Source organism: Corynebacterium sp. LK14 (assembly GCF_008042215.1).
Classification (GTDB): Bacteria; Actinomycetota; Actinomycetes; order Mycobacteriales; family Mycobacteriaceae; genus Corynebacterium; species Corynebacterium striatum.
Genome location: NZ_NOVQ01000003.1, coordinates 14,121 through 39,757, shown reverse-complemented (window position 1 = coordinate 39,757; position 25,637 = coordinate 14,121). Strand labels below are relative to the sequence as shown.

Here is a 25,637-nt window from a genome sequence, read left to right as displayed (position 1 = left end):
ACAGATCTCCCATATACTGACCAACCATTCAGTAAGTAACCACCTGATTCCCACCTTGGATAGAAGGGTTTGCCCCCATGACGACTACTGATTCCACATCTGGATCCTTATCCGACGCCTCGTTGAGCGCAGTCCCCACTGCCTCAACAGCCGAGGAAGAGGCACGTTTCAACGCTCTCATCGCGGAAGACTCCCGCATCGAGCCCACCGACTGGATGCCGGCTGCCTACCGCAAGACGCTCACCCGTCAGGTATCCCAGCACGCGCACTCCGAGATCATCGGCATGCAGCCAGAAGCCAACTGGATCACCCGGGCGCCTTCGCTCAAGCGCAAGGCCATCCTCATGGCCAAGGTGCAGGACGAGGCAGGCCACGGCCTGTACCTCTACTCCGCCGCCGAGACTCTGGGCACCCCGCGTGACGAGCTCGTCCAGCAGTTGCTCGACGGCACCGCCAAGTACTCCTCCATCTTCAACTACCCGGCGCGCACCTGGGCTGACATCGGAGCAATCGGCTGGCTGGTCGACGGCGCTGCCATCTGCAACCAGGTTCCGCTCTGCCGCGCCTCCTACGCTCCGTACGGCCGAGCCATGGTGCGCATCTGTAAGGAAGAGTCCTTCCACCAGCGCCAAGGCTGGGAGATCCTCTACGAGCTGTCCCACGGAACCCCCGAGCAGAAGCAGATGGCCCAGGAGGCCATCAACCGTTTCTACGGCCCGGCACTACAGATGTTCGGCCCGCCGGATGATGACTCCCCCAACTCCAAGCAGTCCATGGCATGGAATATCAAGCGCTTCTCCAACGACGAGCTGCGCCAGCGCTTCGTGGACATGATCGTCCCGCAGGCCGAGGCCCTAGGCCTGCACTTCGAGGACCCGGACCTGAAGTGGAACGAGGAGCGCGGCCACTATGACTTCGGCGAGCTCGACTGGTCCGAATTCAAGGCCGTCATCAAGGGCGAGGGTCCCTGCAACGTGCAGAGGATGCAGCGACGTCGCCAAGCGCATGCCGACGGCGCCTGGGTCCGTGAGGCTGCCGCAGCCTACGCCGAGAAGCACCACTCGGCTGATACCTCGCTCATCGCTTAACGCCTAAGCACACTGCCCAACCTGCTTCGAGACCATAAGGAAGGTTCCATGTCCAGCTCTAACTGGCCCATGTGGGAGGTCTTTGTACGTTCCTCCCGCGGCCTCTCTCACGTCCATGCCGGCTCGCTCCACGCACCGGATGCCACAATGGCCCTGCGCAATGCTCGTGACCTCTACACCCGCCGCAACGAAGGCACCTCCGTCTGGGTTGTGCCCAGCGAGGCTATTGCCTCCTCCGACCCTGACTCCAAGGGCGGATTCTTCGAATCCCCGCAGGGCAAGAGCTACCGCCACGCCACCTACTACGACAAGTCAGAAGGAGTGCCGCACCTGTGACTGGATTTGCAGCCGCCGATTCTGCGACCAAGCAATCGCAGGGCAACGGCATCACCGCAGAAGATATCGCCGCCTCCGGCGCAGTCGCCCCCGAGGACACCGCACGCTATGCCCTCATGTTGGGCGATGACGCCCTCATCTTGGCCCAGCGCCTGGGCTGGTGGATTTCGCGCGCACCAGAGATGGAGGAGGACATTGCCCTGGGCAACATCGCCCTCGATCTCATTGGGCATGCCCGCTTCCTGCTGACCTATGCCGGTACCGCCTGGGGCAAGACCGAGGATGACTTGGCTTACTTCCGCAATGAGGAGGAGTTCCGCTCCGCCCGCCTGGTCGAGCAGGAAAACGGCGACTTCGGCTACACCATCGCCCGCCAGCTGCTCTTTTCCTATTACCAGCACGGGCTCTACACCGCCCTGTTGGAGTCCACGGATGAAACCCTGGCAGCTATCGCGGCCAAGGCCATCAAGGAGGTTGAGTACCACGTCGACCACGCCAACCAGTGGATTCTGCGCCTGGGCCTCGGTACCGAGGAATCCCACCGCCGTATCACGGAGGGCTTGATGTACATGTGGCCCTACCTTGACGAGCTCTTCGAGGATCTCCCGCTGCACGAGAAGCTGGCAGCAGAAGGCATCGCTGTTCTGCCTTCGAGCCTGCGCGCGCAGTTCGATGAGCGCATCGCCTATGTCCTCGACAAGGCAGGTCTGGCCATCCCGGACGTCAAGCAGGCTCGCTCCGGGCAGCGCACCGGGCGCTTTTCCGAGCACCGCGGTTTCATCCTCGCGGAGATGCAGTCCTTGGCGCGCCAACACCCCGGCGCGACCTGGTAAAGACAAGGAAAGGACCAAGGTTTCAGCGTGTCCATCACAGATAAGTCCCACCCGCTGCGCCCCACGCAGCCTGACGACGCCCACGTGTGGGACGTCGCTGCCGAGGTACCCGATCCGGAAATCCCCGTCATTTCCATCGCTGACCTTGGGATCCTCCGGGACGCTCGCCTGGAAGACGATACCGCGGTGGTCACGATTACCCCAACCTATTCCGGCTGCCCCGCCATGGAGCACATCACGACGGACATCACCACAGCGCTGACCGACGCCGGCTTTGCCAAGGTGCGTGTCGACCTCGTGCTCCACCCGGCGTGGACCACCGACTGGATGACGGAGACCGGCCGGCAAAACCTCAAGGATTACGGCATTGCGCCTCCCAGCGGTACAACCCGCGCCACGCCGGAAGGTCCTATCCCGCTCACACTCGAACCGCCACCGGCCATCGAATGCCCCCACTGTGGCTCCCGCCGCACACGTAAGCTTGCCCAATTCGGTTCCACGTCCTGCAAGGCTCTCTATAACTGCCAGGACTGTTTGGAGCCCTTCGACTACTTCAAGGTGCACTAATGACCACGACCCCGTCTGCCCCCGCAAAGAAGAAGGCCACGTTCAACACCCTGACCGTGTCCGAGGTGCGCGCCCTGACCGAGGACTCCGTGGAGGTTTCCTTCGCCATTCCTCCGGAGCTCCAGGACGACTATGACTACATCCCCGGCCAGTACGTTGCGCTGCGGGCAACTATCGACGGCCAAGAAGTCCGCCGCTCCTATTCCATCTGCGACGTGCCTCGCGATGGCGTGCTGCGCGTCGCCATCAAGCGCGACCGCGGTGGTGTGTTCTCCACGTGGGCCAACGACACGCTGCAGCCCGGCGACACCATGGACGTGATGAACCCGCAGGGCGCATTCACCTCGAAGACCCACCTGACCGGTCTGAACAATCCTGAGGCTGTCCGCGAGGAGCTGGAGAAGTTAGAGAATCCGCACCTCGTGGCCATCGCCGCGGGATCCGGCATCACGCCGATCATGGCTATCGCCCAGACCGTTCTCCACAGCTCCCCCGACACCACATTCGAGCTCATCTTCGCCAACAAAGGCGGCGGTGACGTCATGTTCGCCGAGGAGATTGGTGACCTCAAGGACAAGTTCCCCACGCGCTTTGCCGTGCACCATGTCCTCTCTCGCGAGCAGCGCGTCAATCCGCTGTTCTCTGGGCGCATCGACGCTGAAAAACTCCAGACCCTGCTGGATAACGTCGTGCGCACGGACAACGTCGACGAATGGTTCCTCTGCGGCCCCTTCGAGCTGGTGCAGCTGGTTCGTGATGAGCTGGCCAGCCGCAACGTGGGCGAAAAGGATGTGCGCTACGAGCTGTTCACCACCGGCAAACCTTCTGGGGATCAGAACCAGGCTGGCCGCCACGTCGAGGTCGATCCGGAAGGCGATAACGCCACCATCAACTTCCAGCTCGATGGCCTTTCCGGCTCGGTTGAGTCTCCGGTTTCTGCCAATGAATCCCTGCTCAACGCGGCCCTGCGCGTGCGTTCCGACGTCCCCTTCGCCTGCGCCGGCGGCGTGTGCGGCACCTGCCGCGCCAAGCTGGTCGAGGGCGACGTCGACATGGCGGAGAACTACGCGCTGGAGGCCGATGAGGTCAAGGCCGGCTACATCCTGACCTGCCAGTCGCGCCCCACCACGCCGAACATCGTCCTCGACTTTGACGCCTAGGAGAAACACCCATGATCGATTTACACCACGACGCCGAAGCCGGAATCGTTGAGCTCGTACTCAACAACCCCAAGGCCATCAATTCTCTCGCGGAGGAAGACCTCGCCGAGCTCTCCCGCTCCCTCGATGAGGCCGCGCAGCTTAAGCCCCGCGCGCTCATCCTGCGCGGTGAGGGCAAGGGTTTCTGCGCCGGCCGCAACATCAAGGGGCTCAATCCGCGCGAAGACGACGCCACCGCCTACCTCGCGGACGTTGTCACTCCCGTGCTCAAGAAGATCGACAACTTTCCTGCCCCCACCTTCGCCGCCGTGCACGGTCCCTGCCTCGGCGTGGGTCTTGGCCTCGCCTTGGCCTGTGACGTCGTCTACGTCGCCGAAGACGCCAAGTTCGGCTCCCCGTTTGCCAACCTGGGCGCCACTCTCGATTCGGGAGGGCACTCCCTCTTCGTCGAACGCCTCGGCACACACCGCGCGATGGACCTCATCATTACCGGCGAGCTCATCTCCGGCGCGGAGGCAGTGCGCGCGGGGCTCTTCTCCCGCGCAGTACCGGCAGAGGAACTGCTGGAGTTCACCCGGGGCATCGCCCAGCGCGCAGCCCACGGCGCCACCCAAGCTTTCCTCACCAGCCGCACCCTGGTCCAGGACATCCGCGATAACGGCACCGGGCTGTGGGCCAGCGTCGATGCTGAGAACATTGCCCAAGGCAAACTCTGCGATACCGAGGATTATTACGAGGGCTTTGCAGCTTTCAATGAGAAGCGTCCGCCGGTCTTCCACGGCCGCTAAAACCTCCAGACCTCCTAGAACACACAACAGCTAAGGAATCACATGACTGCATACCTGGTATCCGGCTTCCGCACCCCCGTGGGCCGCTACGGCGGCGCACTGTCCTCGGTTCGCCCCGATGACCTCATGGCCACCGCTATCAAGAAGACGGTGGAGGAGGCCGGACTCGACCCTTCCGCGGTGGATGAAGTCATCATCGGTAACGCTAACGGCGCCGGCGAGGAAAACCGCAACGTTGCCCGCATGTCCTGGTTGCTCGCCGGGTTCCCGGACACCGTACCGGGCATTACGGTCAACCGCCTGTGTGCTTCGGGCATGTCCTCGATTGCCTTGGCCACCGCCCTCGTGGAGTCCGGCCAGGCAGATATCGTCGTGGCGGGCGGCGTCGAATCCATGTCCCGCGCCCCCTGGGTCATGGAAAAGCCAAACAAGCCTTTTGCCAAGCCAGGACAGGTCTTTGATACCTCCATTGGTTGGCGCTTTGCCAACCCGAAGTTCGCGGAGCAGGAGAAGATGACCTACTCCATGCCGGAAACCGCCGAGGAAGTAGCCAACGTCTTTGGCATTAGCCGTGAGGACGCCGATGCCTTTGCGGTGCGTTCCCAAGAACGCGCACTCGCCGCTATCGAGGCCGGCAAGTTCGCCCGGGAAATCGTGCCGGTGGAGGTCACCGACCGCAAGGGCAACGTGACGGTAGTTGACACCGATGAGGGACCCCGCCCCGGCACCACGATGGAGGTCCTAGCCAAGCTGCGCCCGGTGACCTCCCTGGGTGACGTCACCACAGCGGGTAACGCCTCCTCGCTGAACGACGGCGCCTCCTGCGTCATTGTCGCCTCCGACGAGGCCCTCAAGAAGCACAACCTGACCGCACGTGCCCGCGTTGTCGCCAACTCCGCGCGCGGTGTGCGCCCGGAGATCATGGGCACCGGTCCCATCCCGGCGACCCGCGACGTGCTCGAGCGCGCCGGCTGGGAGCTGGACAGCGTGGATGCCATCGAGCTCAACGAAGCTTTTGCCTCACAGTCCATCGCCTGCATCCGCGAGCTGGGCTTGGATGAGGACAAGGTCAACGCCTGGGGCGGCGCCATCGCGCTGGGCCACCCGCTGGGTTCCTCCGGTTCCCGCATCACCTTGACCCTGCTCAACCGCTTAGAAACGGACGGGCTGAGCCGCGGCATCGCCACCATGTGCGTGGGCGTGGGCCAGGGTACCGCGATTGCGATTGAGAGGGTGTAAATGACGACTGCCATTGAGATTTCAACGCGCGGTGAGAGGGACGACATCGTCGTCGCCAAGCTCAACCGCCCCGAGGTGCGCAACGCCATCGATGAGCAGATGGTGGCGGAGTTCCACGAACTCTGCGCGCAGCTCGAGTCCGATCCCCGCATCCTCATCATCACCGGCTGCACGGTGGATACCCCGAAGGGCCCCCGCGGGATCTTCGCCTCCGGGGCGGACATCGCGCAGCTTCGTGAGCGCCGCCGCGAGGATGCCCTCCGTGGCATCAACTCCGGCATCTTCCACCGCATCGCTTCCCTTCCCGCCCCCGTCATCGCGGCGGTGGATGGCTACGCTCTCGGCGGCGGATTGGAGCTGGCGCTGGCCGCCGACTTCCGGGTTGCCACTCCTTTTGCCAAGTTTGGCCAGCCCGAAGCCGGCCTGGGTATCGCTGCCGCCGCGGGTGCCACGTGGCGCCTCAAGGAGTGCGTGGGCACCCCGCTGGCGAAGGAGATCCTGCTGGCCGGGCGCATCCTCAACGGCGAAGAAGCCCTAGCCAGCCACCTGGTCAGCGAACTGCACGAGCCGGATGCGCTTGTCGACGGCGCCCTAGACCTAGCCGGGCGCATCGCCCAGCAAGACCCGTTGGCCGTGCGCTTGACCAAGCAGCTCATTTCCATGCCTGATGCGGCGCACCCGGCGGTGGACAACATCGCCCAGGCCGTGCTCTTTGAGTCCCCCGCCAAGTTTGAGCGGATGCAGGCCTTCCTGGACCGCAAGAAATAAACCTTCCACTCACAAGGAGAGTTAAATCATGTCCCCAGTACTGCAGGTTCCTGCCAAGGTTGGTGTGCTCGGCGGCGGCCGAATGGGCGCCGGCATTGCTCACGCCTTCCTGGCCTCCGGCGCGTCCGTGACCGTGGTGGATATCAACGAGGATGCCGTGGCGGCCGCCCGCGAGCGCGTGCACAAGGCCATCCGCGGCTCCCTCGACCGCGGGGCGGAGGGCACCTTCGAATCCTGGGATGAGCGTCTCAGCTTTTCCACCGCCGCCTCCGCCTTTGCTGGTTTCGACCTCGTGGTTGAGGCAGTTCCAGAATCGATGGATCTCAAGGTAGCCGCCTTCCGGGATATCGCCGAAGCAGCCCCGCAAGCCGTCGTCGCCACCAATACCTCCTCGCTGTCGGTATCGCAGCTGGCGGAAAGCATCCCCAACGATGTCATCGGCCTACACTTCTTCAACCCGGTTCCGGCCTCCAAGCTGGTGGAAGTGGTTGTTGCCGAGTCCACCCCGGACACGCTCGTGGACGCCGCCAAGGGCTGGGTCGAGGGCCTGGGCAAGACCGCAGTGGTGGTCAAGGACGCCCCCGGCTTCGCCTCCTCCCGCCTCGGCGTGGCCATTGCGCTGGAGGCCATCCGCATGGTGGAGGAAGGCGTAGCCTCACCGCGCGATATCGACAATGCCATGGTGCTGGGCTACAAATTCCCCATCGGCCCGCTGGAGCTGACCGATATCGTCGGGCTGGACGTACGCCTAGGCATCGCCGAATACCTCGAATCCCAGCTGGGTGAGCGCTTTAGCCCGCCGCAGCTCATGCGCGACATGGTCGCCCGCGGGGAGCTGGGCCGCAAGTCCGGCAAAGGCTTCTACGACTATTCCGAGTAACCGTACTCTTCTCTGCCTGGCTCTGGCACCACAAAGCGATAACCCAAGCCGGGCTCTGTGAGTAGAAAACGTGGGTGGGCGGGGTCATCCTCCATCTTGCGCCTCAACTGGGAGGTGTAAATGCGAAGGTAGTGCCCCTGCCCCTCAAAGCCGGGACCCCAGATCTCAGAGAGCAGGTCCTCCTTGCGCACCAAGCCACCGTGGGCGCGAAGTAGCGTAGTGAGCACGCCCCACTCAGTGGGTGTCAGATGCAGCGGCTCGCCACCTTTGGTGATGGAATGGTGCGGAACATCAATCACGATATCCCCGGCGCGAACCACAGCGATCTCAGTGCGCCTCACCGGACTCTGTGGGCTACCATGCCGCAACGCCACTCTCACGCGGGCTAGAAGCTCCTCCATAGAGAAGGGCTTGGTCACGTAGTCGTCCGCGCCGCGGTCGAGAGCTGCGGCGCTAAACAGCGGATCGGAGCGCGCCGTCAGGATGATGACCGGTACCGCAGACCACCCGCGGATTCCTTCCAACACGACGGTGCCATCCATATCCGGCAGCCCCATGTCCAAAATCACAACGTCTGGCTGCTGCTGCGACACCACCTGTAGTCCCTCTGCGCCTGTACGCGCCTGGTGAACCTCGTAGCCACGAGCCTTGAAGTTAATACTCAACGTATTAAGTAGGCGGGGGTCATCGTCCACAATGGCGATGCTGGTTTTCTTCGTCGTCATTTTTGTTCTCCTCCCGCGACGGGAAACCGCAATATAAAGGTTGCGCCCGGGGTGGCAGCCACCTCGATGCTACCGCCCATGGCCTCTACAAAGCCTTGGACAACAGAAAGACCAAGGCCTACTCCGTTGTCGTTGCTGGTATCACCCAAACGCTGAAACGCTTGGAACAGTTCCTTCTGCTTCTCCGGTGGGATGCCCGGGCCTTCATCGACGACCATCAGTTCTACCTGTTCGGTGGTGGTCTGGGCACTCAAAGTAACGTCGCCGGTTGGCGCATAGCGCAAGGAGTTATCGAAGAGATTGGCCAAGACGCGCTCCATGAGCGCCGTATCCGCGCAGCACGTAACTCCACGCACGCTAGGGTCAAGGTGAATGCGCCCAATTTGCTCTCGGGAATGCCCAAAGGCACAGGAAGCGATGGCGCGATTAGCCACTTCGGCCACCTCGACGATGTCTCGGCGGGCGGTTATGGCGCCAGCTGTGAGCCGGGAGTAATCCAGCAGGTTGGTTACCAATCCGGTAAGTTCCTCGATGCTCGCCGCAGTTTCTGCCAAAAGCATGTCCTGGTCTTCGGGAGTGAATTCAATGTCAGCGTTGCGCAACGAGGACACCGCCAACTTGGCCGTCGCCAGCGGGGTACGCAGGTCGTGGCTCACACTAGACAGCAGCGCTCGGCGCAACTCGTCAGCAGCGGCTATCGCATCTGCGCGCGCGGCCTCAGCAGAGAGCTTTTCGCGGCGAACAATGCCTGCGAGATAGCCCGCTACCACGGTGACCAGACCTCGGTCACGAGCAGACAATGCCGGGCCCTCGAGACGCAGCTGAACCGTGCCATCTGCGCTCGCAACAACGGTGTCCACTTCCTGTTCATGGCGAATTTTTTCGGGAATATGAAGGTGTTTCGAGGTGCGTTCGGGGGTAGCTGCGCGCCAGGTGGCAAGAACGTCACCGTTTTCATCCAGCAGCTCTGCTCTACGACAATTAAAAGCCTCCCCCACCTTGCGCATCACGGCATCTTTCGGGGAAGAATCCGCGCGGCGATTCAAGGCGGCGCGGGAAAACACCGTGAGTAGCTCGGCATCGCGCGCAGCAATAGCCGCGTTCGCACGCTCAATCTTGGCGCGGCGCACGAGCATGCCGACGGCCAGCGCAATAGCCACCATGACTACGGCGATCACGGCGTTAGCGGGATCAGCAATATCGAAGGTATGGATCGGCACGGTGAAGAACCAGTTGACCGCTAGGCCGGAAGCCACCGCCACCACTACGGCCGGCCACAGGCCTCCCAGCAAACTGACAAGCAGGATGAGCGCAAAGTAGAACGCGGAACAAGTACCTGTTCCCAAATCCTGACCGTCCGCCTGCACCAACAGCGCAGTGAGCCCCACGAAAGCTAACGCTGAGCTAAGCCACGCGATGGCACGCTGCGGGAAGGGGCGGAAAGGATGCAGCATCCGTGTGAGCGGAAGTGGTTTTTCCGGGGGAAGGTTGACTATGTGGCAGTCAATCGAGCCGGATTCACGCAGCACCGTTTCCGCTACCGTACCGTGCCAGTGCACGCCGAAACGACGCCGCGGCGAGACCCCCACTACGAGCTGGGTGGCGTTGACACTCCGGGCAAAATTAAGCAGGGCTTCTGGGACGCTGTCCCCGGTAACCTGGTGCAGTCGTGCGCCCACATCCTGGGCTAAGGACTGCAGCCGGGCGAGCTGTTGCGCTGATCCCCCCACCGAGGAGGAACGAGAGGTGAAGGAATCACCGAAAACAACGTGGACCACGTGCAATTCCGCCGAGGATTTTGTCGCAATGCGCCGCCCGCGGCGGATAAGAGTCTCAGCATGGGCAACGTTTTGGATGGCCACAACCACCCGCTCACGCGCTTCCCACGTTTCGGTGATTTTCTGATCCGAGCGATAAGTGATGAGTGCCTCATCAACCTGATCCGCTAGCCACAGCAGTGCCAACTCGCGCAGCGCGGTGAGATTTCCCACGCGGAAGTAGTTGTTGAGTGCAGGCTCAATGCGTGCCTCACGGTACACGTGGCCGTCGCTCAGACGGGTGCGCAACAGCTGAGGGGAAACGTCAACAAGCTCGATCTCATCGGCAGCACGTACTACCTCGTCCGGCACTGTTTCCTGCGGCGCGATACCCGTGATCTGCTTGATAACGTCGTTGAGGCTCTCCAGATGCTGGATATTGAGAGTCGACATGACGTCAATTCCGGCGTCCAGAATCTGCTCAATGTCTTCCCACCGCTTCTCGTGAACCTCGCCGCGCGGGTTAGAGTGAGCAAACTCATCGACGAGAACGATCTCCGGGTGCCGCTGGATAACCGCCGTGGTGTCCATTTCACCCGCGGAAATGCCCTCGACAGCGCGCCTCGGTACAATCTCCAGCCCCTCGCACAGGGCCTTGGTGTACGCGCGCCCGTGGTCTTCCACGACCCCAACGACAACGTCGCGGCCTTGGTCGACCAGCGTGTGCGCTTCGCTGAGCATGGCGCAGGTTTTGCCCGCGCCGGGAGCGGCGCCCAACAGAATCTTCAGGGTGCCGCGTTTGACCCGCGTCGGGGGTGTCGTCGGTTCGGTCAACATTGCTTCATCTTATGAGCTGATCTTTATGAGCAGGGGGTAGGCGTGGGCAATGCAATATTGAGTGTGGTCACATTCACCGTGTCCTCACCCAAGAAACCCAGGCTGGCATGCTCAGTATTGTCTGCAATCAGCTTCTTCACGTCTTCGATACGCATACTCTGTTCCCGGGCCACACGCGGAGCCTGCAGCTCCGCGTACTCAGGGCTGATGCCGGAATCCACGCCGGAACCGGAGCCGGTAACGGCATCGGCAGGCACGTGCTCCACTGATACGCCTTCGCGCTGAGCAATCTCCTCTCGGCGTTCCCGGATGGCCTTCTCTAGCTCCGTGCTTGATGTGCCGTAGTTACTCATACCTTCCGCGCGGGCGAAGAAGTAGGGGCCATTTTCCAAGCCATCCTGAATCTGAGTGGAACCGACCAGGCATTCACCCTGGTAGATAAGGTTTCCCTCGGCAGATTTCGGGGTGATGCGAGATATTCCCCACACCGCGGCCGGATAGATCATGCCCAGCGCGACGACGCATAAGAACACGGCGACGAATCCGGCGATGAGATTACGCAGATAAACACGCATTATTGCTTCCTTTTTCTTTGCAGGTTTTCTTTATAGGCCTGGAAGGAGGGAGACGACATGGTCGATAACCCAGATGCCGATGAAGGGGGTAATAACACCGCCGAGACCCCAGATGCCGAGGTTTCGACGCAACAGTGAGGACGCGGAGGCCGGCTTGTAGGACACACCCTTGAGCGCCAATGGGATGAGCGCGACGATGATGAGCGCGTTGAAGACAACTGCGGACACAATGGCGGACTCAGGGGAATGTAGGTGCATAACGTTGAGGCGCTCCAAGTGCGGCAACTGCGTAGAGAAAAGCGCCGGCAGGATGGCAAAGTACTTCGCCAGGTCATTGGCCAAGGAGAAGGTAGTCAACGCGCCGCGGGTGATAAGCAGCTGCTTGCCAATTCGGACGACATCGATGAGCTTTGTCGGGTCAGAATCCAAGTCCACCATGTTGGCAGCTTCCTTCGCCGCGGAGGTACCAGTGTTCATGGCCACGCCCACGTCCGCCTGGGCCAGCGCCGGGGCGTCGTTCGTACCGTCACCCGTCATGGCCACCATTCGGCCTTGTGCTTGCTCCTCACGGATGCGGGCGAGCTTGTCCTCTGGAGTAGCTTCGGCGATGTAATCATCGACGCCGGCTTCCTTGGCAATGGCTGCTGCGGTCAGCGGGTTGTCACCGGTCACCATGATGGTCTTGATACCCATCTGACGCAGTTCAGCGAAGCGCTCGGCCATGCCGGGCTTGACGACGTCACTCAGTTGCACCACCGCAATAACCGTGCGGCTGCCATCGGATTCTTCCACAGCGACAGGCAGCGGGGTGCCACCGTCTTGTGCAATCTGGGTTACGGAATCCTCGATCTCTTGCGGCCAGGTGCCACCTGCTTCAGTCACCCACTTGCGTACGGCATCGCCAGCGCCTTTGCGCAGCTTGCGGTGAGCCAGGTCGAGACCGGACATCCTCGTCGACGCGCTGAATGGAACGACCTCCGCACTCCGCGCTTCTGTATCTCCTTCGCTGGACAGGGAGTAGTTTTCAGTCAGCCAGGCCACGATGGAGCGACCTTCTGGGGTTTCATCCGCTAGGGAGGAAATGCGAGCAATCGCTGCAGCCTCGCGCTCGTCAACGCCCGAAGCCACAATCAGGCCGGTGGCCTGGCGGTTTCCGTAAGTGATGGTGCCTGTCTTGTCCATGAGGAGCGTGGCGACGTCACCAGCTGCCTCCACCGCACGGCCGGAGGTGGCCAGAACGTTGTGGCGAACGAGGCGGTTCATTCCGGCGATACCGACTGCCGAAAGTAGGGCGGCAATGGTGGTAGGGATTAGGCAGACCAACAGAGCGATAAGGGATAGTGGCGAAAGCTCCGCGCCGGTGAATAGACCCATCGGGGCAAGCGCAGCGACGGCGACGAGGAAGAGGATGGTCAGCGTGGAGAGCAGGATGCTCAGCGCAATCTCGTTCGGAGTCTTGCGGCGTTCCGCGCCCTCCACCAAGGCGATCATGGTGTCAACGAAGGTGGAGCCCGGTTCGGATGTGATTTTGACCTTGATGGAATCAGAGAGCACCACGGTGCCGCCGGTCACGGCACAGCGGTCACCGCCGGCCTCGCGGACCACAGGGGCCGACTCACCAGTAATAGCCGATTCATCTACGGTGGCAGCACCTTCGATGACGTCACCGTCACCCGGGATGGTCTCCCCTGCTTCCACACGCACGATGGCACCCTTGGTCAGCCCGGACGCGGGGACCACTTCAATGCCAGAGTCAGTAATGAGATTGGCGGTGGCATCATCGCGCACAGAGCGCAGACTGTCTGCCTGGGCCTTGCCACGGCCTTCAGCATAAGCCTCGGCGAAGGCGGCAAAGGCAATGGTGAACCACAGCCATACCGTCACAACCCATCCGTAAAAGCTGGGGTTGAGGATGGACCACACAGTGGTCAGTGCGGCGCCGACCCACACGACGAACATCACGGGGTTGCGTGCTTGGGCGAGCGGGGACATTTTGCTCGGCAGCGTTTTCAGCGCCGCAGCCGCGAGGCCGCTGTTCTTCTCCGGTGCGTTGCTATGAGGAGTCTTATCCGGCTCAGCGGTGATGGTGTGGGTTGTCATGATAGTGCCTCCGAAATGGGACCCAGGGTGAGGACGGGGAAGAAGGTGAGTGCTGCGACCAGCAGGATGACGCCGATGGTCAACAGGGAGAAGGTGACGCCGGACGTGGGCAAGCTGCCTGCGGTGGTGGCCTGGCGCTTCTGCCCTGCCAGGCTTCCGGCCAGGTATAGGGCGAAGACGATCGGCAGGAAGCGACCCAACAGCATGGCCAAGCCCAACGTGATCTGCCACCAGGGCTCAGTCACCGTCAGTCCAGCAAAGGCAGAACCGTTGTTATTCGCCGCCGAGGTAAAGGCGTAAAGAACTTCCGACAGGCTGTGGGCATTATCAGCCGTTCCCGGCGCACCGAAGTTGGTCGCTGAAGCTTCCACGAGCTTGCGCTGCGCCACGGAAGCGCCGACACCCACAAGAACCAGAACCGGCATGGTGAGGATGTACAGGCTGACCGCTGAAATTTCCTTGCGGCCAATCTTGTTGCCCATAAACTCCGGTGTGCGGCCCACTAGGAGGCCACCGATGAACACAGCGAGGATAGCCACAACCAACAAGCCATAGAGGCCAGTACCCACGCCGCCCGGCGCGATTTCACCCAGCAGCATGTTGAGGATGAGCAGACCACCGCCCAGTGGGGAATAGCTATCGTGCATAGAATCCACCGCACCAGTCGAGGTACCCGTGGTAGACACGGCGAACAGTGCTGAGGCATCAATGCCTAGTCGCTGTTCGATACCTTCCATGTTGGCGCCTGCCAACTGAGACGCACCGCCGACAAGGGTGTGCTGTGCCCAAGTCACCAGAACAACCATGACGGTCCACAAACCACCAGCCACGCTGAGCAGCGTCCACGCGTGCTTCTGCGACTTGAGCATCACACCATACGTGCGAATCATACAGAAAGAGATGACAAGCAGAGAGAAGATCTCCACCAGGTTGGTAAAGCCGGTCGGGTTCTCAAACGGGTGCGCAGAGTTGGCACCGAAGATGCCACCGCCGTTGGTACCCAGGAGCTTAATGGCTTCCTGGCTGGCCACGGGAGCACGGGAAATATCTACACCGGACTCCGTAACCAGGTTCGAGCCAAAGGTTTGCATGGTTCCGCCGAGGACGAGCACGGTGGAGATGAATAGCGACAGGGGAAGCAGGATGCGGACGAGGCCGCGGGTGAGGTCCACCCAGAAGTTGCCGATGAGGTGCTGACCATTCTCGGTTGCCAACGTATCGCGGTCATAACCCAAGTGGCCGATGCCGCGGATCAAGGCAACAGCAACACACATGCCCACTGCGGCTGAGGCGAAGTTTTGCACGGTCAGGCCCAACATCTGGGAGGCGTTGGTCAGGGTATCTTCACCCGAGTAGGACTGCCAGTTGGTGTTGGAGGTGAAAGAAGCCGCGGTGTTGAAGGCCATCCACGGCTCCACTGCGTCTTCGCGGGCGTTGCCAAAGCTTGGCAACACTGCTTGGAGCCGCTGCACTGCGTAAAGGACGAGGACGGAGGCCAAGCTGAAGCCCAGCAGCGCACGAGTGTAGTTCTTGGCGTTATGGCCCCGGTTAGGGTCAATACGCAAAATTCTGTACACAAGGCGCTCGACAGCCCAGTCTTTTTCAGAGGTATATGTGCGGGCCATCCAATTGCCCAGCGGCACGTAGGCCGCCGCTAGAAGTGCAAGGAGGGCAAGATACTGCGGCGCCACCGCCGCAATGCTAGCGATCATGCGAAACGCTCCGGGTCAATAAGGGAAATGATGAGATAAGCCACGAGCGCGACAACAATGATGAGCCCGATGACTGCTGTGATGGTGTTCATGTTCTACGCGTCTCCGTCCATAAACTCGTTGATGGAGGAAGGACCGCTGAACGCAAGGACCACGATCACAATGACCAGAATGTCCAACATGTGGGAGAGACCCCCTTGGGTGAAAGCGATACTAGGTGTGCCCGGTGCCCCAAAGCACCAAGCGCCGGTGCATAGTGCACCTGCCGAGCACTGACGTTAGGCCCGTTCCCCCTGGGACCTACCGGTTATTTGCGGCTTCTTTACGCCTCTCTACCCCGATTTTTACGCTTTATTTACACCCGCCTTTACCCCCGCCTACTTAGGGTCAACGAGCGCGTTCGTGATGCGTGCCGTGCACAGCCTCCTCCCCTCCTCATCTGTAATGACGATCTCGTGGGAGCACAGCGTCTTGCCCAGTTTGATGGCGGTGGCCGTCGCCGTAACCAGACCCGAGCGCCCGGAAGCGTGGTGTGTCGCATTGATGTCCACGCCCACGGCGACCTTGCCCAGCGTCGAAGCATGAATCACCGCCGCCCAGCTGCCGACGGCCTCGGCGATGCAGGCCATGGCACCGCCGTGGAGCAGCCCGAAGGATTGGGTATTGCCCTCCACCGGCATGGTTGCTACCACCCGTTTAGCCGACTCTTCCAGGATTTCGACACCCATCTTCTTGTCCAGCTCACCCAACTGAATCTTCCAAACCTCTGCGGCCATGCTGCACTCCTTACTTAACCCTAGAAATGTGACGCAGACTATACTAGCCTGTATTTACTGACCAACCGTTCGGAAACTAATGGAAAGGCCAATCTTTTCGCTATGACTGAAGCCCTCGTCCCCAGCTACCTCTCCGGCCAGTGGCTCACCCCGGACAATCCCTCGCGCGTTGCTGACGTGCACGATGCCTCAACTGGGGACGTTGTCGCCCTAGTAAGCGCCGAAGGCCTCGACATCGCCGGCGCCATCGACTACGCCCGTAGCATCGGGCGCGAGGGACTACAAAAGCTCACCTTCCACGAGCGCGCCCTCAAGCTCAAAGAACTCGCGATCTACCTCCAAGATCACCGCGAGGAACTCTACGAACTGGCCAACCAGGCCGGCGCCAACAAGCGCGATAATTTCGTCGATATCGACGGCGGTATTTCCACCATGTTCACCTTCTCCTCGAAGGGCCGCCGCGAGATGCCTAACTCCACCGTCATGCCGGACGGCGAGGCAGAGGTCTTCTCCAAGGACGGCTCCTTCATTGGCCGCCACATCTACACCTCCATCCCTGGCGTTGCGGTGCAGATCAACGCCTTCAACTTCCCCGTCTGGGGCATGCTGGAGAAGTTCGCCCCAGCCTTCATCGCGGGCGTGCCCTCGATTGTTAAGCCCGCCACGCCGACCGGCTACATCTCCGCAGCCTGCGTGCGCCTCATGATTGATTCCGGGATCCTGCCGGAAGGCAGCCTGCAGCTCATCTCCGGCTCCGCCCGTGACCTGTTGGATCACCTGGACTACCGCGACCACGTGGCCTTTACTGGCTCTGCCGATACTGCGAATACTCTGCGCGCACACCGCAACGTCATCGAGGGCGGTATCCAGTTCAGCGCGGAGGCTGACTCCCTCAACGCTGCCATTCTGGGTACCGATGTCACCGCGGACTCCCCGGAGTTCGAGGCCTTCGTCAAGGCAGTCTTCGGCGAGATGACCTCGAAGGCGGGTCAGAAGTGTACTGCCATCCGCCGCGCCATCGTCCCGCATGCGCTTGTCGACGCCACCATTGAAGCCCTCAGCGCACGCCTGCGCGACAAGGTCGTCGTGGGCGATCCGCGCGACGCCTCCGCCACCATGGGCCCGCTGGTCTCCGCAGATCAGAAGCAGGACGTCGCGAAGGCCGTCGAGAAGCTCAAGGCCGGCGGCGGCGAGGTAGTCTACGGCGGCGAGGAGGCCGAGGGCGCGTTCTTCAACCCCACTATCCTGCGCTTTGCCAATAACCGCACCCCAGCGGTCCACGACACCGAAGCCTTCGGCCCCGTCGTCTCCTTCCTGGGCTACGACTCCCCCGCCGAGGCCGTTGAGCTCGCCGCCCTGGGCTCTGGTTCGCTGGTTGCCTCCGTTATTACGCATGACCCGCAGCTGGCACGCGAGTACGCACTCGGCATTGCTGCCCACCACGGCCGCCTGCACTTCCTCGACCGCGATGATGCGAAGACGTCTACCGGCCACGGCTCTCCCCTCCCGCACCTCGTCCACGGTGGCCCGGGCCGCGCCGGCGGCGGCGAAGAACTGGGTGGTGTGCGCGGCATCCTGCACTACATGCAGCGCACCGCCATCCAGGGCACGCCTGATCACCTCACCGCCATCACCGGCCAGTGGCACCGCGGTGCGCGCGTGCAGCGCGTGACCCGCGCCGACGTCGTCTCCAGCGCGGGTGTCCACCCGTTCCGCAAGGACCTAGCCACCCTCAAGATCGGCGACCAATTCGCGTCGGACCTGCGCAAGGTCTCCCTCGAGGACATCACCGCGTTTGCACAGTCAACCGGTGATACCTTCTACGCCCACACCGACGAAGAGGCCGCCACCGCGAACCCCTTCTTCCCACGCCGCGTCGCACACGGTTACCTCCTGGTCTCCTGGGCCGCAGGCCTCTTCGTAGAGCCGGCGCCAGGTCCCGTTCTGGCGAACTACGGCTTGGAGAACCTGCGCTTTATCACCCCGGTTACCTACGACGATTCCATCCGCATCGAGCTCACCGCCAAGCGCATCACCCCGCGCGTGACCGACGATTATGGCGAGGTCTGCTGGGATGCCGCCCTCTACAACCAGCACGACGAGCTGGTTGCGTCCTACGACGTCCTGACCCTGGTGGAGAAGGTCGACACCATCTACGCGCAGCAGTAATACGAATAGGCGTTATTGCCGCCGCGATTAAGGAAACTGCGTCACAGGTCACATTTCTGCCGTATGCTTTTGTGCATGAAAGAGAACTCAGTCATTATCGTCGGCACTGGGCTGGCAGGAATGGTCGCAGGTTACGAGGCCTTCAAAGGCGGCAAGCACGTCATCTTCCTCGAGCAGGAAAACCGCAATAACCTGGGCGGACAAGCCTTTTGGTCACTTGGCGGCCTGTTTTACGTCGGCTCCCCTGAGCAAAAGCTCATGCGCGTGAAAGACTCCGAGGAGCTGGCCTGGCGCGACTGGGCCAACTCCGCCGACTACGACGAAGTCACCACCGAAGACTCACACGACTACTGGCCGCGTAAGTGGGGCCGTGAGTACGTTCGCTTCGCCGCAAATGAAAAGCGCTCTTACCTCAAGAAACTGGGACTTAACGTGCTGCCCACCATTGGCTGGGCAGAACGCGGTTCGGGCGACGCCTCCGGGCACGGCAATTCAGTCCCCCGCTTCCATCTCACCTGGGGCACCGGCCCTGAGGTAGTCCGTGTCTTCCGCGAACCTCTTGAGAAGGCCGAGAAGGAAGGCAAAGTGGAATTCCACTTCCGCCACCGCGTCGACGAGCTCATCACCGAGGGGCACGGGAGCGCACGGCGCGTCGTCGGCGTGAAGGGTTCGGTCCTGGCGCCCACCGACCAGGTGCGTGGTGAGGCGAGCGGAAGGGAAGTCGTCAAGCAATTTGAGCTCCGTGGCCAGGCCGTGGTGATTGCCACCGGCGGCATCGGCGGAAACCTTGAGAAAGTGCGCACCATGTGGCCCACTGAGCGCTGGGGTAAATGCCCAGAGGAGCTGGTCAGGGGCGTTCCCGCGCATGTCGACGGCCGCGGAATCGACATCGCCAGCAAGGCCGGCGCCAACCTCGTCAACCAGGACCGCATGTGGGCCTACCCCGAGGGCATGAGCAACTGGGATTCCATCTGGCCAGAGCACGGCATCCGCATCATCCCAGGCCCATCCAGCCTGTGGCTCGACGCGGAAGGCAATCGCCTGCCCACCAACCTCTTCCCAGGTTCGGATAACCTCGCCGCACTGTCGCACATCACCAACACCGGGCATGGCTACTCCTGGTTCGTGCTCAACCAGGAAATCGTGGACAAAGAGTTCATCTTCTCCGGCTCCGAGCAGAACCCCGATCTCACAGACAAGGAGTTCAAGAAGCTGGCCGGCAAGCTCGGCTCAGGCACCCATGTGGCCGTCAAAGCTTTCATGGACAACGGCATCGACTGGGTTGTTGAAGATAACCTAGAAGACCTGGTCAAAGGCATGAATTCCATCAGTCCAGAGGGTTCACCCAAGATTTATGTGGACCAACTACGCAAGATCATTGAGGATCGCGACGCGCAGCTCGACAACCCGTTCTCCAAGGACGCTCAGGTCAACTACATCCGCATCGCTCGCGGTTTCTTGGGCGACAAGTTGATTCGCTGCGCGGCCCCGCATCGCTTGCTCGACAAGGGCCCACTCATCGCGGTGCGCCTCAAGGTGCTCACCCGCAAGACGCTGGGCGGCATCGAAACCAACCTCGACGGCGCCTGCCTCAATCCCGACGGATCCGTCCTGACCGGCCTGTATGCCTGCGGCGAGGCGTCCGGCTTCGGCGGCGGTGGCATGCATGGCAAGAACGCGCTCGAGGGCACGTTCCTGGGCGGCTGCATCCATTCTGGCAAGCGCGTAGGCGAGGCTCTCGCGCGCAGCTAAGATGGCCCATCATGGACATCTTTTTGGAAACCGTCGACGAGCTCCACGAGGTCGCGCGCTCCCATGAGGACCCCGCGTTTGACGAGGTCCTCTATCACCGCGATCCTTCAGGCATCTGCATCACGGGCATGGCTTACGAGGATGAGCAGACCTACGTGGTCACCTTCCGCGGCTCGGCCCAGCAGGGCACCATCTACAGGGCCACGCCTTTCATCGGGGTGGTAGAAACTGCAGGTAAGCGCTTCGCCGCGCTTGTCGACGCCCCCTTTTCCCTCCCTGCCGGCAACCCTGCCGGTGGCGAGGCTTTGCAGGGCACGCTGTACCCCGCGCTCCTGGCCACGCACGTTGAATCCGCAGGTCACCACGTTACCGCGGACTTCGAGGCCCCCGACACGGAACGCTTCTACAGCAATTACAAGCCCAGCATGCTCACGCCGCGGGTGCGGGTGACGGGTGAGGTAAAGGACGTCGCGAAGCACGTGCATGAGCTCACCGAAAATGAATTCTGGGTGGGCCACGTGGCCGGGTTTGCGGTGGTCTTCGAGGAGAATCCGCCCGCGCACGCGGCAATCGACGCCGTGGCCGTCTGCGCTACTCCTTTCTGGGACGAGGCCTAGACCTGTTCGCGGCGCGGCTTGTCGACGCCGCGGCGACGCACCGCGATGGTCAGCAAGATAATGCCGCTGAGCAGGAAGGCGAGCGCGCGGAAGATTCCGCTTGTGGCCGCGAGATCGAAGAAGGTCAGCTTGGCCACCGCCACAATGGCAAGCAGCACGCCGACGGCGGTAAAGCGCTGCTCCGCGGCAAGAAGCAGGCGGGCAGCAAGGACCATCCACGCCACTGAAACCAGGGCGTGCGAAGCCAGGTAGGCAGTCTTGAGGCCCGCGTCTCCCGCCACGATGGCGGCTGCCGAGGCGATTGTGCCTACCGTGGCAAGAAGACTGAGCAGGAGTACAAAGAGCAGCAGTGCGGCTGCGACTCCGCGGCGCTCGTAGTGGGGGATACGCTGGCGCAACAGGTAGCCCGCGAGGAGGGCCACGGTGAGGACGATGCCCTCGGCAAGTGGCTCCATGCCAGCGAGGGCAGGCGGATCAAAGAGCACACCGCCGAGAAGCGGGGAGAGCACTATGAGCGAACCCAGGAACCAGGCGGCCAGGACGAAAGCATTGCGCATCGCTTGGAAGAGCAACACGAATGCTGCGAAGAAGAGCCCGCTTAGGACAAACGTCAGGACTACAGCCATGGTCCCTGTGGGGGCTGTGCCGGTCCAGCCCGCCATGGTGTCCAGCATGACCAGGGCAAAGACCACGGGGGTAGCACCAAGTGCGCAATCCCTAATGACGGAGTTGCCAAGCCAGGCAATCCCCACGATGACAGCCAAGGCAGCAACGGCCATCCACTCTGCGAGGATGGTGTCCGCGCGAAGGAGGGCAGTGACCAGCAGGAAGCCCGGGGCGAGCAGCCCCAAGAACGCAAAGCCAAATTCCGCCTTGACGGTGGGGAAGTAGACCACTATGGCTACAGCCGCGATGGCGAGCAAGCTGCACGCGATGGCAATCCACAACGAGGGCAGACTGAAAGGGGTGCTGCGGGCGGCGACTTCCACCATGACCACGGCAAGCCCGATGCCGGCGATAGCGCGCAGCACCTCGGCCATGCGCTCACTGCGGCACAAGACGCTGTAGGTGGCGGTAACCAAAGGGAGCACGACAACGAGCATGGCACCGCCGACGTGGGCGGGTGCCACTACGCTGGGGTAGGAGAGTGCGGCGATGCCTGCGCCTGTGGCCATCCACTCTTGCGTGAATGAGCCCTGACGGAAACGGTGGGCGTAACCCACGAATCCGCCATAGATGAGCGCCATGAGCACCGCTCCCAGCCATGCCGGCCACCAGCCCAGCCACGTGACCACCAGGAACGTCGTGGCCAGCGCCGCAAATAGGGAAGTGGCCACCAAGGCGGTCACACCGGCCGGTGCCGCCTTGTCACGGAACCACCATCCGGCCCCGAGCAGCGCACCCGCCACGATGTAAGCCAGAACGACGCGGCCCACCGGCCCCAGGAGGCCCGCCTGAATGGCAAGTCCCACAAGGAAGGCCACGCCCGCCAGCGTGATAAGCGCGCCACCCACGGCCACCGCACCAATGAGCGTCTTCTCGCGGTCGCGCGGCTTCGGCGGCTGAGCTGGGTGCTGCGGCTGAGCCGGGTGCTGCGACGCCGGGGACTGCGACGCTGGGTCCTGCGGCGCTGGGTGCGGATAAGCCGGAGCGCCAGGCTGAGCCTGCGGTGCAGGCGCTTCGTGCTGCGGCGCTAACTCAGGGGCCGGAGGCTGGCTCGGCTGCGCAGCCCCTTCCATTTGCCGACCATATTCGAGGAGGCGGGCGCGGGCATCGCCAAGCGCGCGCTCTGCAATCTCAAGCCGACGCATTGCGTCGAGGAAAAGCTCCCTATTTTCATTCATGTATTAGGCTTACCGTGAAACGCACGTGTCCACCACCGCACGTAGTATTTCGTTATGGCTTCGAAACCATCTACTCCGCAGGACCCACCAGCGCTTGCTGCACAGCAGTGGACCATCAGCCAATGGCGCGAGCGTGCAGCTCGTGGCCTCGGCAAGCAGCACAGATAGGGGAGAGGGCCTGCTCCTAGACGTGGCGCAGGCCCTCGGTTTGTGATGATTTAGCGCTTACTTAACCACCAGGTTGACCATGCGGCCAGGGACGTAGATCTTCTTGACTACGTTCTTGCCCTCGGTCAGCTCGACGATGCGGGCGTCGGCAAGTGCGGCGGAAACCACGGCCTCTTCGTCGGCGTCGGCAGGCACGTTGACGCGCGCCTTGACCTTGCCATTGACCTGGACTGGAATCTCAATCTCGTCATCTACCAGGTACCTCTCCTCGAAGGTGGGGAAGGAGGAGTAGGTGATGGTCTCGGTGTGGCCGAAGCGCTTCCACAGCTCCTCCGCGATGTGCGGAGCAATCGGGGAGACCAACTGCGCAATCGGCTCGACCGCAGCACGCGGAGCGCCTTCGGCGGAGTTGCCGTAGGTGCGCGTCAGGTAGTTGACGTACTCGATGAGCTTAGCCACCACGGTGTTCAGACGCAGGTTCTCGTAATCATCACGCACACCGGCGATGGCGCGGTGCAGGGCCTTGAGATCATCCTCGGTGAGCTCGGCATCGCTAGTAGCAAGCTCGCCGGTCTGCTCGTCGACGGCCAGGCGCCACAGACGCTGCAGGAAGCGCTGGGAACCGACGACGTCCTTGGTTGCCCACGGACGGGAGGTATCCAGCGGACCCATGGACATCTCATAAACGCGCAGGGTATCGGCACCGTAGTCGCGGCAGATGTCATCCGGAGCCACGGCATTCTTCAGGGACTTGCCCATCTTGCCGTACTCCTGGTTAACCTCTTCACCGTTGTAGTAGAACTTGCCGTCCTTTTCCTCCACCTCGGCAGCCGGGACGTAAACGCCACGGGAATCGGTGTAGGCATAAGCCTGGATGTAGCCCTGGTTGAACAGGCGGCGGTACGGCTCCTTGGAGGAAACGTGACCGAGGTCGAAGAGGACCTTGTGCCAGAAACGGGCGTAGAGCAGGTGCAACACCGCGTGCTCGACGCCGCCGACGTAGAGGTCCACGCCGCCCGGATCGTTAGCGCCGTGCTCCTCAGGACGAGGGCCGGTCCAGTAACGCTCGTTCTCCAAGCTGCAGAATTCTTCCGAATTCTGCGGATCGATGTAGCGCAGCTGGTACCAGGAAGAACCTGCCCACTGCGGCATGACGTTGGTGTCACGATAATACGTCTGGGTGCCCTGGCCGAGGTCGAGTTCCACCTCCACCCATTCGCGGGCCTTGGCCAGCGGCGGCTGCGGGGAGGAATCGGAATCGTCTGGGTCGAAGGAGACCGGCTTGTAGTCTTCTACCTCCGGCAGCTCGACCGGCAACATGGACTCTGGCAGCGGGTGAGCCTGGCCTTCAGCGTCATAGACGATGGGGAAGGGCTCGCCCCAGTAACGCTGGCGTGCAAACAGCCAGTCGCGTAGCTTGTACTGGATCTTTTCGCGGCCGATGCCCTGCTCCTCCAGCCACGGGATGATGGCCGCGATTGCGTCTTCCTTGGACTTGCCGTTCAGGTCAATGGATTCGTTAGCGGAGTTAACGGCCTTGCCGGACTCAGTAAACGCTTCCTTGCTGATGTCACCACCAGAGACAACCTCCGTAATTGGCAGGCCAAATTCGGTGGCGAACTCGTAGTCACGCGTATCGTGCGCCGGAACCGCCATGATGGCGCCGGTGCCGTAGCCGGTCAGAACATAGTCAGCAATAAAGATCGGAACCTGCTTGCCGTTGACCGGGTTAACCGCATAGGTGCCCAAGAAGACGCCGGTCTTTTCCTTGTTCTCCTGGCGCTCCAGGTCAGACTTTGCGGCGATGGACTCACGGTAGGCCTCCACGGCCTCCTTCGGATCATCGTGACCAAAGGTCCAGCGGCTGTCGACGTCGTCGTCATACGGGACGGGGGAGAGCAGAGCGTCGACAAGCTCGTGCTCTGGAGCCAGCACCACGTACTCAGCGCCGAACAGGGTGTCAGGGCGAGTGGTGAAGACGGTGATCTTGTGGCCCTCAGCGGTGAAGTCCACCTCGGCGCCGCGGGAGCGACCAATCCAATTGCGCTGCATGGACTTGACCTTCTCCGGCCAATCCAGAAGCTCCAGATCGTCCAGCAGGCGATCAGAGTAAGCGGTAATGCGCATCATCCACTGGGACAGGTTCTTGCGGAAGACCGGGAAGTTGCCGCGTTCGGACTTACCCTCTGCCGTGACCTCCTCGTTTGCCAGCACGGTACCCAGGCCAGGGCACCAGTTGACGGTGGAGTTAGACAGGTAAACCAAACGGAACTCGTCCAGGGCTGCGGCCTGTTCGGCTGCAGTCAGATCGGAGTAGTAACGGCCATCCTTGGTCTTGCGCTTTCCTACCTCGAGCTCCTTTACCAGCTCAGCGATTGGGCGCGCCTTCTGCTGCTCCTCGTCGAACCAGGAGTTGTAAATCTGCAGGAAGATCCACTGAGTCCACTTATAAAACTCTGGGTCCGTCGACGCCACGGAGCGGCGCGGATCGTGACCCAAGCCCAGCAGGCCCAGCTGGCGGCGCATGTTCTCGATGTTGGCCATCGTGGTGGTGCGCGGGTGGGTTCCGGTCTGGATGGCGTACTGCTCGGCCGGCAAGCCAAAGGCGTCATAACCCAGGGTGTGCAGGACGTTCTTGCCCAGCATGCGGTTGTAGCGGGCATAGGTATCGGTAGCAATATAGCCCAGCGGGTGGCCCACGTGCAGGCCCGCACCAGATGGGTACGGGAACATGTCCTGGATGTTGAGCTTTTCCTTCGGAAGGGCGCCCTCGCCCTCCGTGGCTAGGTCGCCGACGGGGTTCGGCGCGTTAAACGTGCCATTGTCTTTCCAGTACTGCTGCCAGGTCGACTCGATCTGGGCCGCGAGCTCCGGCGTGTAGCGGTGGGTGGTGTTATCGCTCGGGTTAGTCATGGCTCCACAGTCTAGCGCTCTAACAAGCTCCGG

Annotated in this window: 21 protein-coding genes; 12 read left to right on the top strand and 9 right to left on the bottom strand. The window is 62.1% G+C overall.

Translation table 11 applies throughout. The features are described 5' to 3' along the window. Nucleotides 1-77 precede the first annotated feature (77 nt). From paaA to CHU71_RS01155, 9 genes are read left to right on the top strand one after another with little or no spacing between them, the layout of a single operon-like run. Nucleotides 78-1,088, top strand: a complete 1,011-nt coding sequence (gene paaA, locus CHU71_RS01195) for a 1,2-phenylacetyl-CoA epoxidase subunit PaaA (RefSeq protein ID WP_049146713.1) — start codon at nt 78-80, stop codon at nt 1,086-1,088. 48 nt (nt 1,089-1,136) lie between these two features. Beyond that, the gene (paaB, locus tag CHU71_RS01190) at nt 1,137-1,424 is read left to right on the top strand and encodes a 1,2-phenylacetyl-CoA epoxidase subunit PaaB (protein WP_039672784.1); all 288 of its coding nucleotides are present in this window, start codon (nt 1,137-1,139) and stop codon (nt 1,422-1,424) included. Continuing rightward, nucleotides 1,421-2,257 (top strand): 1,2-phenylacetyl-CoA epoxidase subunit PaaC, encoded by an 837-nt coding sequence (gene paaC / locus CHU71_RS01185; protein WP_049152073.1) that lies wholly within the window; start codon nt 1,421-1,423, stop codon nt 2,255-2,257. The genes paaB and paaC overlap by 4 nt, the downstream gene beginning before the upstream one ends. 27 nt (nt 2,258-2,284) lie before the next feature. Beyond that, nucleotides 2,285-2,824: a 1,2-phenylacetyl-CoA epoxidase subunit PaaD gene (gene paaD, locus CHU71_RS01180; RefSeq protein ID WP_049146708.1), complete on the top strand. Its 540-nt coding sequence runs from the start codon at nt 2,285-2,287 to the stop codon at nt 2,822-2,824. Continuing rightward, on the top strand, nt 2,824-3,984 hold the full coding sequence (paaE, locus tag CHU71_RS01175) for a 1,2-phenylacetyl-CoA epoxidase subunit PaaE (protein WP_147759921.1): 1,161 nt from the start codon (nt 2,824-2,826) through the stop codon (nt 3,982-3,984). The genes paaD and paaE overlap by 1 nt, the downstream gene beginning before the upstream one ends. Before the next feature lie 11 nt (nt 3,985-3,995). After that, complete coding sequence (locus CHU71_RS01170; protein ID WP_049146705.1) at nt 3,996-4,772, top strand: enoyl-CoA hydratase/isomerase family protein; 777 nt, start codon at nt 3,996-3,998, stop codon at nt 4,770-4,772. A 42-nt stretch (nt 4,773-4,814) separates the two neighbouring features. Beyond that, complete coding sequence (locus CHU71_RS01165) at nt 4,815-6,011, top strand: acetyl-CoA C-acyltransferase (protein WP_049146703.1); 1,197 nt, start codon at nt 4,815-4,817, stop codon at nt 6,009-6,011. Continuing rightward, entirely contained in the window at nt 6,012-6,779 is a 768-nt protein-coding gene (locus CHU71_RS01160; protein ID WP_049146700.1) for an enoyl-CoA hydratase/isomerase family protein, read from the top strand. It abuts the gene before it with no gap. 28 nt (nt 6,780-6,807) lie between these two features. Continuing rightward, nucleotides 6,808-7,659, top strand: a complete 852-nt coding sequence (locus tag CHU71_RS01155) for a 3-hydroxyacyl-CoA dehydrogenase family protein (protein WP_049146698.1) — start codon at nt 6,808-6,810, stop codon at nt 7,657-7,659. Here CHU71_RS01155 and CHU71_RS01150 read toward each other — a convergent pair. The 7 genes from CHU71_RS01150 to CHU71_RS01120 all read right to left on the bottom strand — a co-directional run bounded on the left by CHU71_RS01150 (nt 7,647) and on the right by CHU71_RS01120 (nt 16,141). Continuing rightward, on the bottom strand, nt 7,647-8,384 hold the full coding sequence (locus CHU71_RS01150; protein ID WP_049146696.1) for a response regulator: 738 nt from the start codon (nt 8,382-8,384) through the stop codon (nt 7,647-7,649). The genes CHU71_RS01155 and CHU71_RS01150 overlap by 13 nt on opposite strands. Next, a complete protein-coding gene (locus tag CHU71_RS01145) occupies nt 8,381-10,978 on the bottom strand; it encodes an ATP-binding protein (RefSeq protein WP_086890532.1) in 2,598 nt (865 codons plus the stop codon). Before CHU71_RS01145 ends, CHU71_RS01150 begins: the two co-directional genes overlap by 4 nt. A 23-nt stretch (nt 10,979-11,001) precedes the next feature. Beyond that, a complete protein-coding gene (locus CHU71_RS01140) occupies nt 11,002-11,553 on the bottom strand; it encodes a potassium-transporting ATPase subunit C (RefSeq protein ID WP_049146693.1) in 552 nt (183 codons plus the stop codon). A gap of 30 nt (nt 11,554-11,583) precedes the next feature. Next, nucleotides 11,584-13,653 carry a potassium-transporting ATPase subunit KdpB gene (kdpB, locus tag CHU71_RS01135; protein WP_053085010.1) on the bottom strand — a complete coding sequence of 690 codons (2,070 nt, stop codon included), beginning with the start codon at nt 13,651-13,653 and terminating at the stop codon, nt 11,584-11,586. Then, nucleotides 13,650-15,362: a potassium-transporting ATPase subunit KdpA gene (gene kdpA / locus CHU71_RS01130; protein ID WP_370450468.1), complete on the bottom strand. Its 1,713-nt coding sequence runs from the start codon at nt 15,360-15,362 to the stop codon at nt 13,650-13,652. Before kdpA ends, kdpB begins: the two co-directional genes overlap by 4 nt. Next, complete coding sequence (gene kdpF / locus CHU71_RS01125; protein ID WP_039672809.1) at nt 15,362-15,457, bottom strand: K(+)-transporting ATPase subunit F; 96 nt, start codon at nt 15,455-15,457, stop codon at nt 15,362-15,364. The genes kdpA and kdpF overlap by 1 nt, the downstream gene beginning before the upstream one ends. Before the next feature lie 285 nt (nt 15,458-15,742). After that, on the bottom strand, nt 15,743-16,141 hold the full coding sequence (locus CHU71_RS01120) for a PaaI family thioesterase (protein WP_049146687.1): 399 nt from the start codon (nt 16,139-16,141) through the stop codon (nt 15,743-15,745). A gap of 102 nt (nt 16,142-16,243) precedes the next feature. Here CHU71_RS01120 and paaZ point away from each other — a divergent pair, with 102 nt between their 5' ends. The 3 genes from paaZ to CHU71_RS01105 all read left to right on the top strand — a co-directional run bounded on the left by paaZ (nt 16,244) and on the right by CHU71_RS01105 (nt 20,679). Further along, the gene (gene paaZ, locus CHU71_RS01115; RefSeq protein WP_086890530.1) at nt 16,244-18,310 is read left to right on the top strand and encodes a phenylacetic acid degradation bifunctional protein PaaZ; all 2,067 of its coding nucleotides are present in this window, start codon (nt 16,244-16,246) and stop codon (nt 18,308-18,310) included. 75 nt (nt 18,311-18,385) lie between these two features. Then, nucleotides 18,386-20,062, top strand: coding sequence for an FAD-binding dehydrogenase (locus CHU71_RS01110; RefSeq protein WP_049146744.1), 1,677 nt, complete (start codon nt 18,386-18,388; stop codon nt 20,060-20,062). Nucleotides 20,063-20,073: 11 nt separating this feature from the next. Continuing rightward, nucleotides 20,074-20,679: a hypothetical protein gene (locus CHU71_RS01105; RefSeq protein WP_049146683.1), complete on the top strand. Its 606-nt coding sequence runs from the start codon at nt 20,074-20,076 to the stop codon at nt 20,677-20,679. Here the strand turns inward: CHU71_RS01105 and CHU71_RS01100 are convergent. Both CHU71_RS01100 and leuS read right to left on the bottom strand, forming a co-directional pair. Then, the gene (locus tag CHU71_RS01100; RefSeq protein WP_147759920.1) at nt 20,676-22,523 is read right to left on the bottom strand and encodes a DUF2339 domain-containing protein; all 1,848 of its coding nucleotides are present in this window, start codon (nt 22,521-22,523) and stop codon (nt 20,676-20,678) included. The two genes, CHU71_RS01105 and CHU71_RS01100, sit on opposite strands and share 4 nt — an antisense overlap. Nucleotides 22,524-22,748: 225 nt before the next feature. Next, a complete protein-coding gene (gene leuS, locus CHU71_RS01095; protein ID WP_147759919.1) occupies nt 22,749-25,604 on the bottom strand; it encodes a leucine--tRNA ligase in 2,856 nt (951 codons plus the stop codon). Nucleotides 25,605-25,637: the final 33 nt, after the last annotated feature.

What these genes read in the sequence shown, in the direction of transcription:
- paaA (WP_049146713.1), top strand. Translation starts at nt 78, where the DNA reads ATGACGACTACTGATTCCACATCTGGATCCTTATCCGACGCCTCGTTG.
- paaB (WP_039672784.1), top strand. Translation starts at nt 1,137, where the DNA reads ATGTCCAGCTCTAACTGGCCCATGTGGGAGGTCTTTGTACGTTCCTCC.
- paaE (WP_147759921.1), top strand. Translation starts at nt 2,824, where the DNA reads ATGACCACGACCCCGTCTGCCCCCGCAAAGAAGAAGGCCACGTTCAAC.
- CHU71_RS01170 (WP_049146705.1), top strand. Translation starts at nt 3,996, where the DNA reads ATGATCGATTTACACCACGACGCCGAAGCCGGAATCGTTGAGCTCGTA.
- CHU71_RS01165 (WP_049146703.1), top strand. Translation starts at nt 4,815, where the DNA reads ATGACTGCATACCTGGTATCCGGCTTCCGCACCCCCGTGGGCCGCTAC.
- CHU71_RS01160 (WP_049146700.1), top strand. Translation starts at nt 6,012, where the DNA reads ATGACGACTGCCATTGAGATTTCAACGCGCGGTGAGAGGGACGACATC.
- CHU71_RS01155 (WP_049146698.1), top strand. Translation starts at nt 6,808, where the DNA reads ATGTCCCCAGTACTGCAGGTTCCTGCCAAGGTTGGTGTGCTCGGCGGC.
- CHU71_RS01150 (WP_049146696.1), bottom strand. Translation starts at nt 8,384, where the DNA reads ATGACGACGAAGAAAACCAGCATCGCCATTGTGGACGATGACCCCCGC.
- CHU71_RS01145 (WP_086890532.1), bottom strand. Translation starts at nt 10,978, where the DNA reads ATGTTGACCGAACCGACGACACCCCCGACGCGGGTCAAACGCGGCACC.
- CHU71_RS01140 (WP_049146693.1), bottom strand. Translation starts at nt 11,553, where the DNA reads ATGCGTGTTTATCTGCGTAATCTCATCGCCGGATTCGTCGCCGTGTTC.
- kdpB (WP_053085010.1), bottom strand. Translation starts at nt 13,653, where the DNA reads ATGACAACCCACACCATCACCGCTGAGCCGGATAAGACTCCTCATAGC.
- kdpF (WP_039672809.1), bottom strand. Translation starts at nt 15,457, where the DNA reads ATGAACACCATCACAGCAGTCATCGGGCTCATCATTGTTGTCGCGCTC.
- CHU71_RS01120 (WP_049146687.1), bottom strand. Translation starts at nt 16,141, where the DNA reads ATGGCCGCAGAGGTTTGGAAGATTCAGTTGGGTGAGCTGGACAAGAAG.
- paaZ (WP_086890530.1), top strand. Translation starts at nt 16,244, where the DNA reads ATGACTGAAGCCCTCGTCCCCAGCTACCTCTCCGGCCAGTGGCTCACC.
- CHU71_RS01110 (WP_049146744.1), top strand. Translation starts at nt 18,386, where the DNA reads ATGAAAGAGAACTCAGTCATTATCGTCGGCACTGGGCTGGCAGGAATG.
- CHU71_RS01105 (WP_049146683.1), top strand. Translation starts at nt 20,074, where the DNA reads ATGGACATCTTTTTGGAAACCGTCGACGAGCTCCACGAGGTCGCGCGC.
- CHU71_RS01100 (WP_147759920.1), bottom strand. Translation starts at nt 22,523, where the DNA reads ATGAATGAAAATAGGGAGCTTTTCCTCGACGCAATGCGTCGGCTTGAG.
- leuS (WP_147759919.1), bottom strand. Translation starts at nt 25,604, where the DNA reads ATGACTAACCCGAGCGATAACACCACCCACCGCTACACGCCGGAGCTC.